This is a genomic window from Selenomonas sp. oral taxon 138 str. F0429 (assembly GCF_000318175.2).
In the GTDB taxonomy this organism is placed as follows: Bacteria; Bacillota; Negativicutes; order Selenomonadales; family Selenomonadaceae; genus Centipeda; species Centipeda timonae.
Window position 1 is genome coordinate 24,357 of the sequence record NZ_KB290952.1, and the last position, 14,677, is coordinate 39,033.

The window sequence follows — 14,677 nt, forward strand, 5'->3', positions numbered from 1 at the left end:
ACCCCTGTACCTCAATCACAGGTCTTGCGTGCAGCGTCGAATGCGCCCGGAAGACCGTTTACAATGTCCTCGATGATCTGCTTGACAGGCTTCACGTCTGCAAGCATCCCCGAGATCTCGCCGATCATGACGGAGCCGTTGTCGACATCCCCCTCGTGGGTCGCACGGTGCAGGCTGCCGACGCCGAGCTGCTCAAGCTCCTCGTTCGAAGCGCCTGCCGCCTCCATCTCCTCATACTTGCGCGAGAGCTTGTTCTGGAGAACGCGCGCGGGATGTCCGAGCGAACGCCCCGTGACGACCGTCGAGCGATCCTTTGCCTTCAAAACAGCCTGCTTGTAGTTCGGATGCGCAATGCACTCCTCGCTGAGGACGAAGCGCGAGCCCATCTGGATCGCCTGTGCACCGAGCGCAAACGCAGCAGCCATACCGCGCGAATCGCCGATGCCGCCCGCACCGATGACGGGCACATCCACCGCGTCCACCACCTGTGGGAGCAGCGCCATCGTCGTGATCTCGCCGATGTGTCCGCCGGACTCCGTGCCCTCAGCGATCACAGCATCCACGCCCGTGCGCACGAGACGACGCGCGAGAGCGACCGACGCCACCACGGGGATGACCTTCGAGCCGATCTCCTTGAGTCCCGGCACATACTCACCGGGATTGCCCGCCCCCGTCGTGATGACAGGAACGCGCTCCTCGAGCACGACCCGCATGACTTCCTTCACAAAGGGACTCATGAGCATGACATTCACGCCGAAGGGCTTGTCCGTCCATCCCTTCACCTTGTGAATCTCATTCCTGAGCGCATCGGGCGGCATATGTCCGGCACCGATGAGTCCAAGCCCTCCGGCATTGGAGACGGCGGAGGCAAGCTCGGCTGTGCCGATCCATGCCATACCACCTTGAAAGATTGGATACTTGATGCCAAGCATCCGACAAATCGGATTGTTATCAAACATTAACCGTTTTCCTCCTTCGCCCACTTCATAATACACGATGCCCATGTAAGTCCCGCGCCGAAACCTGCGAGGGCGATGTTGTCTCCCTTTTTGAACTGCTGCGCGTGCGCCGCCTCCGCAAGGGCGACAGGGATGGATGCGGCAGACATATTGCCGTAACGATGAATATTTATAATAACCTTGTCCATCGGCATGTCAAGTCGCTTGGCTGCCGCCTGGATAATACGGATATTCGCCTGATGTGGGACGAGGTAGTCAAGATCCTCCCGCTGCATTCCTGCGCGTTCGAGAGAGGTCTCCACCGTCCGTCCCATAACCTTCGTTGCAAAGCGGAAGACCGCCTTGCCGTCCATGTGGACGAAGTTGAGACGCTGCTCAATCGTCTCTGGGGTCACGGGACGCAGACTGCCGCTCGAGGGAATGTCAAGAGCATCGCCGCCCGAGCCGTCACTGCCGAGATCAAAGGCACGGATGCCGTAGCCCTCCTCGACCGCCCCAAAGACAGCTGCACCTGCGCCGTCGCCAAAGAGGATGCAGGTATTGCGATCCTCCCAGTCCACGACCTTCGACAGCGTCTCGCCGCCAATCACAAGCACGTGGCGGTAGACGCCGCTCTCGATGAACTGCGCGGCGATGGAGGCCGCATAGACAAAGCCCGAGCACGCCGCCGAGAGGTCAAACGCCGCTGCATGTTTCGCCCCGAGGCGATCCTGCAGAACGCACGCCGTCGACGGGATGATCCTGTCCGAGGTGAGCGTCGCCATGATGATGAGATCCAGATCCGCAGCATCCACACCTGCATCCGCAAGCGCCATCTCTGCCGCACGCTGTGCGAGCACGGAGACCGGCTCTCCCTCTGCGGCAATGCGCCGCTCATGAATGCCCGTGCGCTCCACAATCCACGCATCGTTCGTCTGAACCATCTTCTCAAGGTCGAAATTCGTCAGCACCCGCTCCGGAACGTAGTAGCCCGTTCCGAGGATGCCTGCACTGATCTTAGGCACGATCCGAATCCCCCTCCTTTGCCAGAGCATCACGGATCTGATCCAGCACTTTTCCATTCACATAGTCCACAGTCACACCGATCGCACTCGCAACGGATTTCGCATCCGAGGAGCCGTGACCGATCACACAGCAACCGTTCACACCGAGGAGCGGCGCGCCGCCGTACTCCCTCACATCGAGCCGCTTGCCGAGACGCCGGAGCGTCGGCATGAGGAGGAGCGCGCCGAGCTTCGCCATCAGCCCCGCCCCACGAATCTCCTCCTGAATGAGTCCAAGAATTGTTTTCGCAAGCCCCTCTGCAAATTTTAGCACAACATTCCCGACAAATCCATCACAAATGACGACGTCGAAATTTCCCTTGGGCACATCGCGTCCCTCGGCGTTGCCGCAGAAGTGGATGTTCGGCTCGACTTTGAGCAGCTGATAGGTCTCCTTCACCTGCTCATTGCCCTTCGTCTCCTCCTCTCCAATGTTGAGGAGGCCGACGCGTGGGTGTTCGATACCGAAGACATACTGCGCGTAGAGCGAGCCCATGACCCCACTCTGGACAAGGTGCTCGGGCTTTGAGTCCACGTTCGCACCCGAGTCGAGCATGAGCGTCACACCGTCCGGGGTCGGCATCGGCGTTGCAATGGCGGGGCGTCCAACGCCGCGGATGCGGTGCAGGATGAGCTGTGCCGCCGCAACAGCAGCGCCCGTTGAGCCTGCGGAGAAGACCGCGTCGCAGCTGCCGTCCTTCACAAGACGCGTTGCAACCACAACAGAGGAGTCCTTCTTCGAGCGCACCGCCTCTGCGGGATGCTCGTTCATGCCGATCACCTCGGAGGCGTGTACGATGGAGATGCGCAACGACGCAGGATCTTCGCCGTGCAGCTCTGCACGAATCTGCTTCTCATCGCCGACCAGTACGATCTCGCAGTCGTATTTCTTCGCTGCTTCCACCGCACCGCGTACAATCTCCTTCGGGGCGAAATCACCGCCCATCGCATCGACCGCTATACGCATCCTGCGCTCCCTTCTCCCTTGCTGCTATTCCCTCACCGCTGGAGGGATACTACAATAAATTTTGCGCGAAAGACCTCTTTGTCCTCGCGGTACGTCTTGACCCAGACAAAGATCTTATTGCCGCGCACCTTTACGATCTCCGCATGTGCGATGACCGTATCGCCCTTCTTGATCGGCGTCTTGTATTTCACATTGGCGACACCCGTCATCGCGACAGGAGCGTCGATGATGGCGAGTGCGAGCGAGTTTGCCTGAGAGAAGAGTGCCGTCCCGCGCGCAATCTCCGAGTCCGCAAAGATGAGATCGTCCGTCACGCGCAGCGCCGATGTTCCCCGTACGCCCAGTTCGAGTGAGAGGAGATCGCCGATCACCTCGGTGTGCGGAATGGCGCGCACCTTCTCGCGCGCATTCTCTGCAAGCGTGCGCACGCGGGCGCGCAGTTCCGGAATCCCGAGCTCCGTGCGGTCAAGGCGCACCGTCTGCACGCTCACGGCAAGTTTCTTCGCCAGTGCCTCATCTGTCAGGAACGGTTCCTTCCGCACTGCCATGACGAGCGTCTCCTGCCGCCGTCGCTTCTTCTCCGTCATCACACCACTCCTCTCCCCGAACTTATGCGCAAGCTCCCGCATTCATAAATTCGTTATTTTTAGCACCTGCTGCTATCAGCATGAACGCATTATACTAGGTACTAAAAAAAATTGCAAGAGGAAATGATTAAAAAATAAAAGAGCTGCCGCAAAAAGTCCACAGACTTCTTGCAACAGCTCCGCATGGTTCTCATTCAGCCGCCTCGGCCACAGGCTTTCCGTCATAATAGCCGCATTCCATGCACACATGGTGCGGGAGCTTCGGCTCATGACACTGCGGGCACGATACATAGTGCGGCGCTTCGAGCTTCCAGTTTGCACGACGACGGTCGCGGCGCGCTTTCGATGTCTTTCTCTTTGGTACTGCCACTTTGGATACACCTCCTTAATCATTTTTCAATAGGCTCTCTAAAGCCGCCAGTCGGGGGTCTGGTACGAACGTATCACAGTCGCACTGTCCCTCGTTCAGGTTCTGCCCGCAGACCGGACAGAGCCCCTTGCAATCAGACTTACACAGCTCACGCAGCGGCTCAGCCACAAGGAGGGTGTCACGTACGAGGTCGTCCAAAACAATGGTCTCGCCATCGTAGAGTACCGCCTCATCCGTTTCTCCCGGAGTCTTCGCATAGTCCTCAGAAAAGTCAAGCGCAATCTCCCGCTCCCCCTCGGCGAGGCAGCGGTCACAGACGAAAGCTCGATGCGCGCGAACCGTTCCCGCTGCGCGCAGGGACGAGCCCGTATTCATCAGCGTGCCGTCCACGCGGATCTCTCCGCGAAAACGCCGATCTTCATCCCCCAGTTCGAGGGATTCCGGCGTTACTGCAAACGAGAAAGTACGGCTCTCCCCGAGGGGAAATGTCGCCTCCGCGATATCCAGCTTCATCATGACGCATGACCTTTCACATTATAGCGGCGGTTATCGGCATTGTCAAGGAGCGTTTTCAGAGTTCCGACACCTCATCCTGCGGCGCATTCATCTGTGCCTTTGCCGTACGGAGGACATTCATCGCCTGATTCAGCCCCATCTCCGCCTGCTGAACGCCCTTGAACGTGCTGCCGACATGGGCGATCAGCTGCTCGAACACCTGATTTGCATAGGCATCCGCATCACTCTGGAGACGTGCGGCACCTGTCTGCGCCTGCTCCATGATCTCACGCGCCTGATCCTGTGTCTGTTGCATGATCGCACGCGCGCGCTCCTTCGCCTGAATGACGATCTCGCTGTCCTCGAGCATCTGGTTTGCACGCGCCTGCGCAGAATCGACGATATCCTTCGCTTCCTCGCGCGCACGCGTGATGATGCTCTCCTGCTCCTGCATGATCTCCGCCGCGCGGTTCAGCTCCTTCGGGAGATCCATGCGCAGCTCCTCCACGAGGTGCACAATTTCATCGTCATTCACAAGAGCCTTGTCGCTGAAGGGGAGGTGAGATGCATCCGCGACCAGATCTTCGAGCTTTTTCAGCGTATCCACAACTGCCATAAATCTATCTCCTTTTCCTTCGCAGCCTCGAGAGTATTATCCCCGAGGAGGCTTTCCATACAGCTTCAATATCGCCCGCTCCACCGACGGCGGCACAATCCCCTGCACCGGCCCGCGGAAGCGGATCAGCTCACGCACGCCCGAGGAACTGACAAAGGTCAGGTCGGGGCGCGTCAGCAAAAAAATCGTATCGCTCTCCGGCATGAGGTGGCGCACCATTGACGCGTGATTCTCCTCATACTCGAAGTCCTTCACCGAGCGCAGACCTCGCACAACAACGCGCGCATTCTGCTGCTTCATATAGTCCGTCAGGAGACCCGAGAACACATCCACGCGCGCATTCGGCACGTGGGAGGTCGCCTCCCGCAGAAACTGAATGCGGTCATCCAGAGGGAAACAGCCCTCCTTCTGGACATTGTGAAAAATGCAGACAATGAGCTCGTCAAACATCGCGGCGGCGCGCTCTACAATATCGATATGTCCCGTGGTTACGGGGTCAAAGCTGCCGGCAAACACCGCACGTCTCATTCCTGCACCTCCTGCGTATAAAAACAGATGCGTGCTGCGCCATAGCACCGCTCACGCATGAGCGAGAGGCTGCCGCTCCGCTCGACGATCTGCTCCCCTGCGCCCTGCTCGAGCACGAAGAGCCCGTCTGCAGCGAGCAACGCGCCCGCATCCAGCGCAGCAAGCACGCGCGCATTATCTCCGCGTGCATACGGCGGATCGGCGAAGATAAGATCGAACGTGCGCCCCTCTCGTGCGAGCGCCGCGACCTGCCCATAGACATCGCCGCGACGAAGCTGCACGCGTGCCGCGAGCTTCGTCCGCTGTGCATTCTCCACGAGAATCGCATGTGTCGTGCGATCCACGAGCACGGCGTGCGCCGCCCCGCGCGAGAGTGATTCGAGTGAGAGCGCCCCCGTCCCCGCGAAGAGATCGAGCACGCGCGCATCATAGACGCGTGCACCCAGCATACTGAAGAGCGCCTCGCGCGTGCGGTCAGCCGTCGGACGCGTGCCATCCCCTGCAGGGGCTTTCAGACGTACGCCGCGCGCACTGCCCGTAATGATCCGCATTGCATTCCTCCCGTTATTCTACTGTAGGCTTTCCTATTTTACCACAATTTGCATTCGTATTTCAACCTATGGCAATGCAGGGAACGGAAAATGCTTTGCCGACAAAAGAAAAATCCCCATCCGTCAAGATGGGGACAGGCTCGGGCACGAATCCTCATGAACGCCCTTGCGCAGCTTCTGCGCAAACGACGCAACAAAGGCATCAATCCACATCCTCCTCGAGCGGCTTACCGTGCATCCACACAGCCTGCTCGCAGGCACGGCAGAGTGGAGCGATGAGGAGCAGCGGCACATTCGCCGTGCGCAGAAGGCGGAGAAGTTCGGTGCGCATCTCCTCCATCTGTACCGCCGATGCCCGGCAGGTAAACACGCTGTACTGCACGCGAAGTGCCCGTGCTTCGAGATACTTCACAACACGGGCACGGGCGCGATCTTCCTTGATGTCGTAGCAAATAATTTATTTCATTGGAAAATACCGTATATGGCATGAATGTGGTGCAATGGGAAAGCTTATGCCCCTCTCGGTAAAGACTTTTACGTTTCAATGCCGCACGCAGCATTATATGTGGTGCAACTCCGTCGCTCGCAGCCCTTGTCCCGCGCGGGGCGAGAGGGTGTTTTGGAAAGTCGTCGATTTTTTGTGCCGTTTCCCCCTTATGGGGCGGCATTTTCACCGAAAAATCGCGGCGTCAATCGGCGTCTTCCCTTGTGCGGCGCAGGGTTGCGCCAAAATGGAAAATCGCGACGGTAGAATGCGGCTTCGCGGCATCGCCGTCGCATTTTCCACTTTTTTGCACCATGTCTGTATCATAGCAGAGAATCCGTGATCTTGCAATCCGTTTTCACAGATTCTTTTTATTTTTTACGTCTCCTTCACCTCCAGTGCATTTGGCAAAATCCAACGATTTTGAAAGGGGTGATCGGGGTCGTCGGTGGTCATTGTCCGTGTTTTCTTCTCCCAATCGGGGATCGTGGTCGTCTTCCAGTCGAGCATGTGGGAGAGCTCCGCCATAGCGTTCCGATACCGATTGTGGACACCCGCATCCAGTCGCTCGCCCAGTTCCCGATCAAAGGCTGCGATGTAGGCATCCATCGGCTCCTCGCGCTCGGCTCTGTTCCAAACGCCCGTGCTGTCAAAGGCGTGACGATAGGAATCCTCCGTGTCGGTGCGGATCAGCCGTGCGGTGATGCGAACGCTGCCAAGCCCGATGGATTTCCCCTTGCCAATTTTACAGCAGAGGTCATTGCCGCCGATGCGCAGCACTTTCAGCAGGGCGCCAAGCTCGTCCTCGGACAGGCGCTCAAATCGAATACTCCCGTGGAACACGGAGCCTGCCTGAACGGGGGGTGATGCGCGTCTTTGAGACCTTGGTCGCTTGCTGCACGTCATTCTGCCACTTCGTTTTGTTCTTCTGATGCCAGTAGAGTTTATAGCCTCGGATGCAGGCATTGGGAGTGTCCCAATGGGCGAGCTGCGTGCCGTTCTCCTGTTCGAGATAGAGCTGCATGGAGGTCGGCTTCGGCTCACCGAGCACCTTCGGATAGGCGGCGGATTCTGAGCGCACCTCTCCTGCCGGCAGCGCATCGCTGAATGCAAGGCGTCCCGCCCAGAGTTCTTTGCGTCCGAAGAGTGCGTCGGTGTAGTCGATCTTCACTGTCCCCATGCCGATCACATGATCGCCGACACTCTGCCGATAGGGAATACGGTAGAACCGCCCGAAGCCAAAGTGCTGTACCCGTCCGTTTTCCTCCTGATAGAAACATGGTACGACGAGGTCGATCGCCGAGTCTCCTGTAAAGGCAGCGGCAGCGGCATCCACTTTTGCCACGGACGAGCCAAGGATGTTCACCCCGGCGCGGCTGATGTCATCACGATAGTCCTGTATGATGTTTGCGGGGACGGGGATGCGCTCCTGCCAGTTTGGTGCATGATGAATCGTGTAATGCGCTTTTCTCTGCATTTTTCCGGTGTAGCAGGTTACCTGTCCCTTGCGCGGCTCATCCCAGAATATGCAGCCGGCATTTCTTTTAACACTGTCCGCATCCTGCACTGTGTCGTATTCTGCAGGGCAGATATAATACTGCTGCTCCTCCTCCACACGGATGAGATAGCCCGCCTCGGTATACTCCTTCGGCGCGCGCTTCTCGTAGACTTTTCTCATAATAGCAGCGTTGTCTTTACCCCCCAGTGCACGAAAATAGAGATGCCGATCTTCGTAGTCCTCCCCGTCTCCACGCATGGCGCTGCAGGTGACGATCTTGAAGAGGTTCTTGATCGTGCCGCGGATGGTGCTGCCTGGGATCATGGGAACGCCGGTCGGCGAGAAGAATGTCTCCGTTTCAACGTCTGCGCCGACGAATACGGAGGTCAGCGTTTCGATTGTGAGGTCGATGCGCCCGCTGAGGCGGTTGGGCGCGAGAACGTGCTGCCGATAGTTCTCGATGCGCTCTTCGTCGCTCGCTGCATCGTTGTCGATGGGCGATGTGAGCACGCCCTTCGGCAGGGATACGAAGTTGTACGGCGCGGTTGCAATCCTGTTCGCCATGTTATTCCTCCCCTTTCATGTCCGCCGGCACGATGGCAAGGAAGCGGTCATCGATGTAGCCTGCCTGGGCGGTCTTTTCGTGGATGCCGATGTAGCTGCGCGTGACGAGTCCGACGTAACGACAGGACTCCGTCAGCGCAGGCATTGTGAGCTTGAGTTTGCGTTCGCGGTCACGCAGGGTCATCCATGCGCCCTGATCTTCGCGCTCTCCCATGAGCCGCGCCATGCTGTCGACGTATTCGACGGGCTCGCCTGTGCCGTCCTGCCGAAACCGCCCAAGGAGTTCGCTGTCCTCGCGGCGCAGACGAAGTTCACACGCGGAATCGAAGACGCGCAGTTCGACGAGCAGCGCCGCATCCAAGGGACGCTCATCCGCAAAGTGGAATGCGCCATTGCGCCACGTCCCACAGCGGATCTGATCGACCTGCCAGAGGATGACGGTTGCGTCCTGTATGCCGCGACGCACAAGTTCGCCCACAATGTCCTCCACCGAGATGCGGAGTGCACAGCTGTCCGATCTGCTCGTCCCCGCACAGATGCGCAGGGGGTTCAATGCAAGTTCCGCACTCATACGCCCGCCTCCTCGCTCAATGCTGTTACAAATGTCTGCAATTCCCGCGCCGCATTTTCATCGAGCGGCTGCCCCGGGGTCAGTTCCCATGTCCGTCCACAGTAGTGAATGGAGGCGCACAGTCCCTCGAGGGTGCCGCGCCCGATGGATTTCTCCCCGCCGATCGCCGTGCGCCCGAGCCAGAGGTCTTTGAGCAGGAGGAGGCAGAGTCCCGCCTCCCATTCGCTCGCACGGCGTGCGCCGAACCGCAGGGTAACGGCGCGCGCGCCACGCGTCTCCTGCCATACGGGCATGCTCGAGAAGAGCGCCGCAGAGATGGTGCCGCCTGTGAAGCGATTGCCTCGGATGCGCATTTGCCGATGGGTGTTCCCCTCAACGACCGCCTCCTCGACGATGAAGCGACTGCGCCGTTTCGTCTCGCCGCTCACGGTTCCCATCAGCTCGTCCAGTGGATGCGGGTCTTTGCCGAGCGCATGGAGGATGTATTCTGCACGGTGACGGAGCACGCCCTTGAGGCTCGTGCCGGGGATGATGTACTGCCCCGCCGAGTTCTTCTTCATGAGGGCATCGGGGGTCTTCTCGTTGCTATCCTCCACCATTTTATTTGCGTCCTCGTAGTCGCGCACGATGAGCGATCCCGCGAGGGCAAAGTCCGCCTCGATCATGAAGTCCTGCGGGATATAGACGGAGTGCGACGCTTCTTCATCGGGGAGCGTCACCAAGTGCTGCAATGCACAGCCGCGCTCTGGTCTCAGCCACGCTATGACGTCCTCTGGTTTGGAAAAATCGTAGCAGTGCACTGCCATGCCCTCAAGGCGCATTCTGCCAAAGCCCTTGGTGGTGAGTGCGCCGACGTGGAAGCCTCCGATGAGCCGCTCGCGCAGTCGTGCGAGTACGCTCCGCAGTGCCGACTCCTCGCTTTCATGCACGGCGCGCTGAACGATCTCGGCGTAGAATATGCCGGTCGCTCCGCTCTCTACGATCTCGTAGTCGTATTTGCCATGCGGAACGGTCGTACCCGTGATGCCGTCGATGCGGACGCCGTCGCGGATGCCGAGTTTCGCTCCCGTGAGCTCGACATCGTAGAGGGAGACGGCGCTCTGCAGTTCATCGATGCCCTTCGCATCATGCTCTGTGCCAAAGAGAAGCTGTGCAACACGCGGCGCATCCTCCTCAACGAGGCTGCGCAGTGCGCCCGCGAGCGATGTGCCGGGGATGAATGGCGTTCCATCCTTGCTGCGGAGCACATGGATGTCCCGATCGCCACGCTCCTCCCCGCTCTCTCCCTCGCCGATGAGGAGGGGAGTCTCGAGACGGAGTTTTCCCTTCACCGTGATGCGTTTCAAGATTCGTGCCGGATTCGCGTTCGTACTCATACCTCTGTTCCTCCTTCCTCAGTCTGCCCCGCCCGCTTGCGTGCAAAGCGGAAGAATGCGTGCCAGTATGCGTAAAACACCTGATCTGCACGCAGGATGCCCTCGATCCCATGCGCTATGCCAAGCTCGTCTGCGATATCTCCCACTTCGCTGCGCAGGAGCTCCTTTCCTCTGAGGAAATATGGCATGTCTGCGATGTTTTTCTCATGGAAGTAAGCAAGCAGCGATATCCCGTTCACCCGAATACCCGTCATCATCTTTCCGAGGGGCGTCTTTTTCCCCTGCATCGAGGCCGCAAACTCCTGCATGCGGCTGATCGCCCCATCCGATCTCGTGCCGAGCTCCTGCTCCAAACGCGAGAGCGCGTGCCGCGCACCGCTCGAAATGCGCGCTGTTTCGACATCCATGGAGGCAAACACGCGGATCTGCTCGACAATGTGTGCGGTGAGGATTGCTGCTGCGATCTTCTTCGCCTCTGCGCCAAGTTCACGCGGCTTTACGGCGTTGCGCTCCATCTTCTCCGCGCGGCGGATATCTCTGCCGTCCCACAAGCGCAGCTGACCGAATCCCTCTGCGCGACGGCGTCCGACGCCCTCATAGAGGACGGTGCACAGCGCCTCTGCATCGCCGTCCTGCCAGCCGCCCGCCTTCTCAAGCGCAAAAACGGTACCTGCGGCAAGCCCTGTCTCACGCGGACGCTTCATGCACCACTGGCCGACAAAGTTGTCGATCTCCGCTTCTTTTGCAAAGATGCTGCGCGGCTCTTCGAACAGGGAGAAGCCGCCGCTCGTCTTTTCGTTGAGGGCTGTGACGATCTCTGCGAGCATGGACGCGGCATCGCCTGGGATTCCTGTGCTCGGGAGGAGGGGGGTCTCGAGACGGATGCAGAGACGTTCGCCCTGCGGTGCATCCTCCTCAGGAATGTCCTGCGGCTGCGTGAGCGTGACCTCGCATTGCCCGTACTGGGTGTACTTTGACCGTCCCGCGTAGCAGGTGAACTGCGTCCCGAGCACATCGCGGAGCTGCGCGAGCAGCTCTGATGCTCCATAGATAACCCCCTCGAAACGCTGTCCTGCCGCAATGGATTCGTAGTTGTAGATGCCGCTGCTCCGGCTCTTTCCCGCGAGGCGTTCCATCCCGCTGTCATCCTTCAGGTCGGTGCGGCTCATGTGGAGGGTGATGTTCTTTCGCACCTTAACGGGACGGAGCACGCCGTCCGCTGCGGCAGCAAAGCCCTTCATCCCCTTGAAGCCGGGCGCGAGTTCCGTGCCCTTCTGCAGGAGGTCTCTGATCTCCCGCTCGTCTTTGCTGCGCTGCACTGAGAACGGCAATACGATCGCACGCGCTCCCGTCTCGGGATCAACGGGATAGGCATCGACAAAGCGCAGGTCACCGTAAAAGAGCCGCATGAAGTCCGCATCCGTATGCGCCATTTTGTCGAGTTTCTGCTTCTCTATGAATCGTGCCGCGAGGATGCCGCGCAGAACAGAGCCGCTGAAAAAGTCGTGCGTCGCAGTCATGACGGACGCATGACCGAGTGCGGAGAGGATGACGGGCGACAGTGTCTTGATTCGGATGTTCATTGCCTGCATCATCGTTTGCCCCCTTTCTGTCCGCTGTTTTTCAGCGCGCGTTCCACCAGCGGGGCGAGGATGTCCCTGCCCCCCTGTCTGAGCGTACAGCCAATCCTGCCGAAGCCGCGCGTGCGCTTTCCTCCGCACTGCGAAAGGTTGCGCGCAGCGAGCGCGAGGATGCTCAGCTCCGCTATGGTCCCGTCAAGGAGACGGAGCTCCCCGCGGAATGTCTTCCCCTTCTCGATGACGCGCATATTGTGCAGCGAGGTCGTCTTTGCCGTGCCTGTCTCACGATCGATCGCGGTCTGCCAGCGCAGCCCCGCATAGTGATTGAGGATGTCCGCCGGACGAAAGATGGACGGATAGCGCTCCTCAAGGTATTGAAGATCATCATGAATCCGCTCGTATTCGCTCAAACGGAGATTCGAGACAACGAGCTGCACCTTTCTTTCGCACCCACGCTGAAAGAGACAATCGAGCGCCACCCGATCAAAGAGCACGAGTCCCGATGCCTCTGCCATCTCGGCGACCTCGCGTCCGCTCTCGTAGAGCAATCCCTTGAACCGCTTCGCCGGAAAATACGGGAGTCCGACATCGTCCTGCACGACGTCCGCGTCAACATGGATGTCGGCGCGTCCTGCTCCGAGATGCAGGGGCGAAAACGTCTCGATGACGACCTCGATCGGCGCTTTTGCGTCTATGTCCCTGATCTGTGCGGCAGGTTCGTACTGGATAGCAGGAATGCGTATGGATTCATCCCATTGTCTGCGCTCTTCCGCTCTCTCGTCCGCCTTGTTTTTCTCCGCAGTCAGGATGCGATTCTGCTCACGTCTCTGATTCATTTCGCGTCGTCTGTCTGCCGCTTTTTTCTTCGCCATGCTCACACCTCCTCATCCACAAGGGTATAATCCATGAGTTCGATCGCGTCGACGTAGGGCGTCCTGCCTTCCGCCCAGAGCGTCTCCTCGTATGGCTGCCATGCAGACACGCTTGGCAGCCGCATCCCTGGGTCGCTCTTGCGGAGATGCGCAAGCTGCGCCATGAACTGTCGCTGCTCATGCTCTCCGTAGGCGAGAACGCGGCGAAGTTCCTTGACCTTGCTGCGCGGGAGCGCACGCATGCCCCGCACGCAGGAGAGCAGTGCGTCCAGACTCTCCTGTGCATCTGCCGATGCGTCGACACGATAGGGACCGAAATGCAGGTCGCCGCGCGCGCCGCGATACTCCTCGGCACGGAACTGATCGAGCGTCGGTGCCTGTTCACCGTGCAGGATGGCATAGTCGAGCCAGCAGGAATCTGTCTCCTGTCCCGCCGCTGCCTCGAGAGCGCGCATGCACTTCTTTGCCGCGCCGCAGAGTTCCTCCGCCATCTGGTAGCCGCGGAAGAAAGGATAGTTTGTATTCATGATGGTGATGCCGCCGCAGCTTGCAATGCCGCTGTCCCGCAGGCGATCCATGATGAATCACGTATAGCTTACGGCGACCTTTGCGGTACAGACAAAGGTCATGTCATCGCCGCCCAGTACGAGCGGACGAATGGGAAGGAATCGTCGCAGCTCTTTGTCGTATCTAATGGAGAGTTCGTCCTCATATACGTCAATGTTCGCAATGATATTCTGAACGAGTTCGGTGAACGCGGCAATGGTCTTGCTGCGGATCGCGCGCGACATATTCTTGCGCGCGGTCAGCGTGCGGCAGTCCTGGAATTTGCGCCCCATATTGTTGCCGTCGATGTGGACGACGGCAATGTCGTTCTCCGTCTGTCGCTGTCCGAGATCGGCAAACTCCATCGGGAAGACATAACCGTTTAGAAAGCCATCCCGATCGGCGGCAGGAAGGACGGATGAGAGCTTTTTCATCAGTTCCGCCTCTGCGGGCGCCTCTCTGCCGTCTCTGCGGTCAGCGCGCAGTTTCATCTCGACTTCCCATGCATAGAATCTGCGCTCGGTCTCATCCCATGCGTTCGCCGTCTCACCGCTCTCCTGACAGGTGAGGGTCAGCCCTGTGCTGGGGACGTTGACCAACGGGAAGATGGTGTTCTGTCCGTCCTTGAGCGCATGGACAAGCGCCGTGAGATTCTTCTCCCCCACAAAGCTGCCGTCCGCCGCAAGTTCGAGTTCCCCGATCGCTGCGCCTGTATGCAGTCCCGGCATACGGACGAGCAGCTGTTTCGTAAATGTGGCGACAACGGTGCGCAGTGTCTCCTCAGCCGTGTCCGCGCGGAAGAGGAGCAGGGCGTTACCGCCACCGATGTAGCCGACGCGCGCCGCAGTGGACATCTCGTCCCAACGTGGCTCTTCAACGCTCATCCATGTCTCGGCATCGAGAGCATCCTCGCCGAGCACGCTCCGCAGTGCTGGCAGAAGTACGTCGTCAAAGACACGCTCAACGAGATATGATGCGCCGATGTTCGTCTTGAGCTGATTGCCTGAGAAGATGTAGCTCTGTATGGAACGTGTATCAAAAAGTATTGCCTTATACCGCATTGCACAGCC

At 59.2% G+C, this 14,677-nt stretch carries 18 protein-coding genes; all 18 read right to left on the reverse strand.

All coding sequences use genetic code 11. The features are described 5' to 3' along the window. Window positions 1-11: 11 nt before the first annotated feature. Window positions 12-959, reverse strand: coding sequence for an enoyl-[acyl-carrier-protein] reductase FabK (gene fabK / locus HMPREF9163_RS10055; protein WP_009441673.1), 948 nt, complete (start codon window positions 957-959; stop codon window positions 12-14). Beyond that, on the reverse strand, window positions 959-1,963 hold the full coding sequence (locus HMPREF9163_RS10060; protein ID WP_037346995.1) for a beta-ketoacyl-ACP synthase III: 1,005 nt from the start codon (window positions 1,961-1,963) through the stop codon (window positions 959-961). Before HMPREF9163_RS10060 ends, fabK begins: the two co-directional genes overlap by 1 nt. Next, entirely contained in the window at window positions 1,956-2,969 is a 1,014-nt protein-coding gene (gene plsX, locus HMPREF9163_RS10065) for a phosphate acyltransferase PlsX (protein ID WP_009441675.1), read from the reverse strand. Before plsX ends, HMPREF9163_RS10060 begins: the two co-directional genes overlap by 8 nt. 32 nt (window positions 2,970-3,001) lie before the next feature. Continuing rightward, window positions 3,002-3,556, reverse strand: a complete 555-nt coding sequence (gene fapR / locus HMPREF9163_RS10070; RefSeq protein WP_037346998.1) for a transcription factor FapR — start codon at window positions 3,554-3,556, stop codon at window positions 3,002-3,004. Window positions 3,557-3,746: 190 nt separating this feature from the next. After that, on the reverse strand, window positions 3,747-3,926 hold the full coding sequence (rpmF, locus tag HMPREF9163_RS10075; protein ID WP_006306287.1) for a 50S ribosomal protein L32: 180 nt from the start codon (window positions 3,924-3,926) through the stop codon (window positions 3,747-3,749). 15 nt (window positions 3,927-3,941) lie between these two features. Then, a complete protein-coding gene (locus tag HMPREF9163_RS10080; protein WP_009441677.1) occupies window positions 3,942-4,442 on the reverse strand; it encodes a DUF177 domain-containing protein in 501 nt (166 codons plus the stop codon). A gap of 55 nt (window positions 4,443-4,497) precedes the next feature. Further along, on the reverse strand, window positions 4,498-5,037 hold the full coding sequence (locus HMPREF9163_RS10085) for a hypothetical protein (protein ID WP_009441678.1): 540 nt from the start codon (window positions 5,035-5,037) through the stop codon (window positions 4,498-4,500). Between the two features lie 36 nt (window positions 5,038-5,073). Further along, window positions 5,074-5,565, reverse strand: coding sequence for a pantetheine-phosphate adenylyltransferase (gene coaD / locus HMPREF9163_RS10090; RefSeq protein WP_009441679.1), 492 nt, complete (start codon window positions 5,563-5,565; stop codon window positions 5,074-5,076). Further along, window positions 5,562-6,116 carry a 16S rRNA (guanine(966)-N(2))-methyltransferase RsmD gene (gene rsmD / locus HMPREF9163_RS10095; protein ID WP_009441680.1) on the reverse strand — a complete coding sequence of 185 codons (555 nt, stop codon included), beginning with the start codon at window positions 6,114-6,116 and terminating at the stop codon, window positions 5,562-5,564. Before rsmD ends, coaD begins: the two co-directional genes overlap by 4 nt. 202 nt (window positions 6,117-6,318) lie before the next feature. Beyond that, entirely contained in the window at window positions 6,319-6,573 is a 255-nt protein-coding gene (gene cas2 / locus HMPREF9163_RS10100) for a CRISPR-associated endonuclease Cas2 (RefSeq protein ID WP_083475875.1), read from the reverse strand. 405 nt (window positions 6,574-6,978) lie between these two features. Then, window positions 6,979-7,443, reverse strand: coding sequence for a hypothetical protein (locus tag HMPREF9163_RS12215; protein WP_009441684.1), 465 nt, complete (start codon window positions 7,441-7,443; stop codon window positions 6,979-6,981). Further along, window positions 7,418-8,662: an RAMP superfamily CRISPR-associated protein gene (locus HMPREF9163_RS10105; protein WP_009441685.1), complete on the reverse strand. Its 1,245-nt coding sequence runs from the start codon at window positions 8,660-8,662 to the stop codon at window positions 7,418-7,420. Before HMPREF9163_RS10105 ends, HMPREF9163_RS12215 begins: the two co-directional genes overlap by 26 nt. A 1-nt stretch (window position 8,663) precedes the next feature. Continuing rightward, window positions 8,664-9,233: a CRISPR-associated protein Csx19 gene (gene csx19 / locus HMPREF9163_RS10110; protein ID WP_009441686.1), complete on the reverse strand. Its 570-nt coding sequence runs from the start codon at window positions 9,231-9,233 to the stop codon at window positions 8,664-8,666. Beyond that, window positions 9,230-10,609: an RAMP superfamily CRISPR-associated protein gene (locus tag HMPREF9163_RS10115; protein WP_009441687.1), complete on the reverse strand. Its 1,380-nt coding sequence runs from the start codon at window positions 10,607-10,609 to the stop codon at window positions 9,230-9,232. The genes csx19 and HMPREF9163_RS10115 overlap by 4 nt, the downstream gene beginning before the upstream one ends. Next, window positions 10,606-12,204: a hypothetical protein gene (locus HMPREF9163_RS10120; RefSeq protein WP_009441688.1), complete on the reverse strand. Its 1,599-nt coding sequence runs from the start codon at window positions 12,202-12,204 to the stop codon at window positions 10,606-10,608. Before HMPREF9163_RS10120 ends, HMPREF9163_RS10115 begins: the two co-directional genes overlap by 4 nt. Continuing rightward, window positions 12,201-13,061, reverse strand: coding sequence for an RAMP superfamily CRISPR-associated protein (locus HMPREF9163_RS10125; protein ID WP_009441689.1), 861 nt, complete (start codon window positions 13,059-13,061; stop codon window positions 12,201-12,203). Before HMPREF9163_RS10125 ends, HMPREF9163_RS10120 begins: the two co-directional genes overlap by 4 nt. Before the next feature lie 2 nt (window positions 13,062-13,063). Next, a complete protein-coding gene (locus HMPREF9163_RS12605; protein ID WP_009441690.1) occupies window positions 13,064-13,639 on the reverse strand; it encodes a hypothetical protein in 576 nt (191 codons plus the stop codon). 6 nt (window positions 13,640-13,645) lie between these two features. After that, window positions 13,646-14,668: a hypothetical protein gene (locus HMPREF9163_RS12610; protein WP_009441691.1), complete on the reverse strand. Its 1,023-nt coding sequence runs from the start codon at window positions 14,666-14,668 to the stop codon at window positions 13,646-13,648. Window positions 14,669-14,677 lie beyond the last annotated feature (9 nt).

Coding starts and splice junctions, on each gene's coding strand:
- HMPREF9163_RS10125 (WP_009441689.1), bottom strand. CDS start 13,061: ATGGCGAAGAAAAAAGCGGCAGACAGACGACGCGAAATGAATCAGAGA.
- coaD (WP_009441679.1), bottom strand. CDS start 5,565: ATGAGACGTGCGGTGTTTGCCGGCAGCTTTGACCCCGTAACCACGGGA.
- HMPREF9163_RS10115 (WP_009441687.1), bottom strand. CDS start 10,609: ATGAGTACGAACGCGAATCCGGCACGAATCTTGAAACGCATCACGGTG.
- HMPREF9163_RS10105 (WP_009441685.1), bottom strand. CDS start 8,662: ATGGCGAACAGGATTGCAACCGCGCCGTACAACTTCGTATCCCTGCCG.
- HMPREF9163_RS12610 (WP_009441691.1), bottom strand. CDS start 14,668: ATGCGGTATAAGGCAATACTTTTTGATACACGTTCCATACAGAGCTAC.
- fabK (WP_009441673.1), bottom strand. CDS start 959: ATGTTTGATAACAATCCGATTTGTCGGATGCTTGGCATCAAGTATCCA.
- HMPREF9163_RS10080 (WP_009441677.1), bottom strand. CDS start 4,442: ATGATGAAGCTGGATATCGCGGAGGCGACATTTCCCCTCGGGGAGAGC.
- HMPREF9163_RS12605 (WP_009441690.1), bottom strand. CDS start 13,639: ATGGATCGCCTGCGGGACAGCGGCATTGCAAGCTGCGGCGGCATCACC.
- HMPREF9163_RS10120 (WP_009441688.1), bottom strand. CDS start 12,204: ATGATGCAGGCAATGAACATCCGAATCAAGACACTGTCGCCCGTCATC.
- HMPREF9163_RS10085 (WP_009441678.1), bottom strand. CDS start 5,037: ATGGCAGTTGTGGATACGCTGAAAAAGCTCGAAGATCTGGTCGCGGAT.
- csx19 (WP_009441686.1), bottom strand. CDS start 9,233: ATGAGTGCGGAACTTGCATTGAACCCCCTGCGCATCTGTGCGGGGACG.
- plsX (WP_009441675.1), bottom strand. CDS start 2,969: ATGCGTATAGCGGTCGATGCGATGGGCGGTGATTTCGCCCCGAAGGAG.
- rsmD (WP_009441680.1), bottom strand. CDS start 6,116: ATGCGGATCATTACGGGCAGTGCGCGCGGCGTACGTCTGAAAGCCCCT.
- fapR (WP_037346998.1), bottom strand. CDS start 3,556: ATGACGGAGAAGAAGCGACGGCGGCAGGAGACGCTCGTCATGGCAGTG.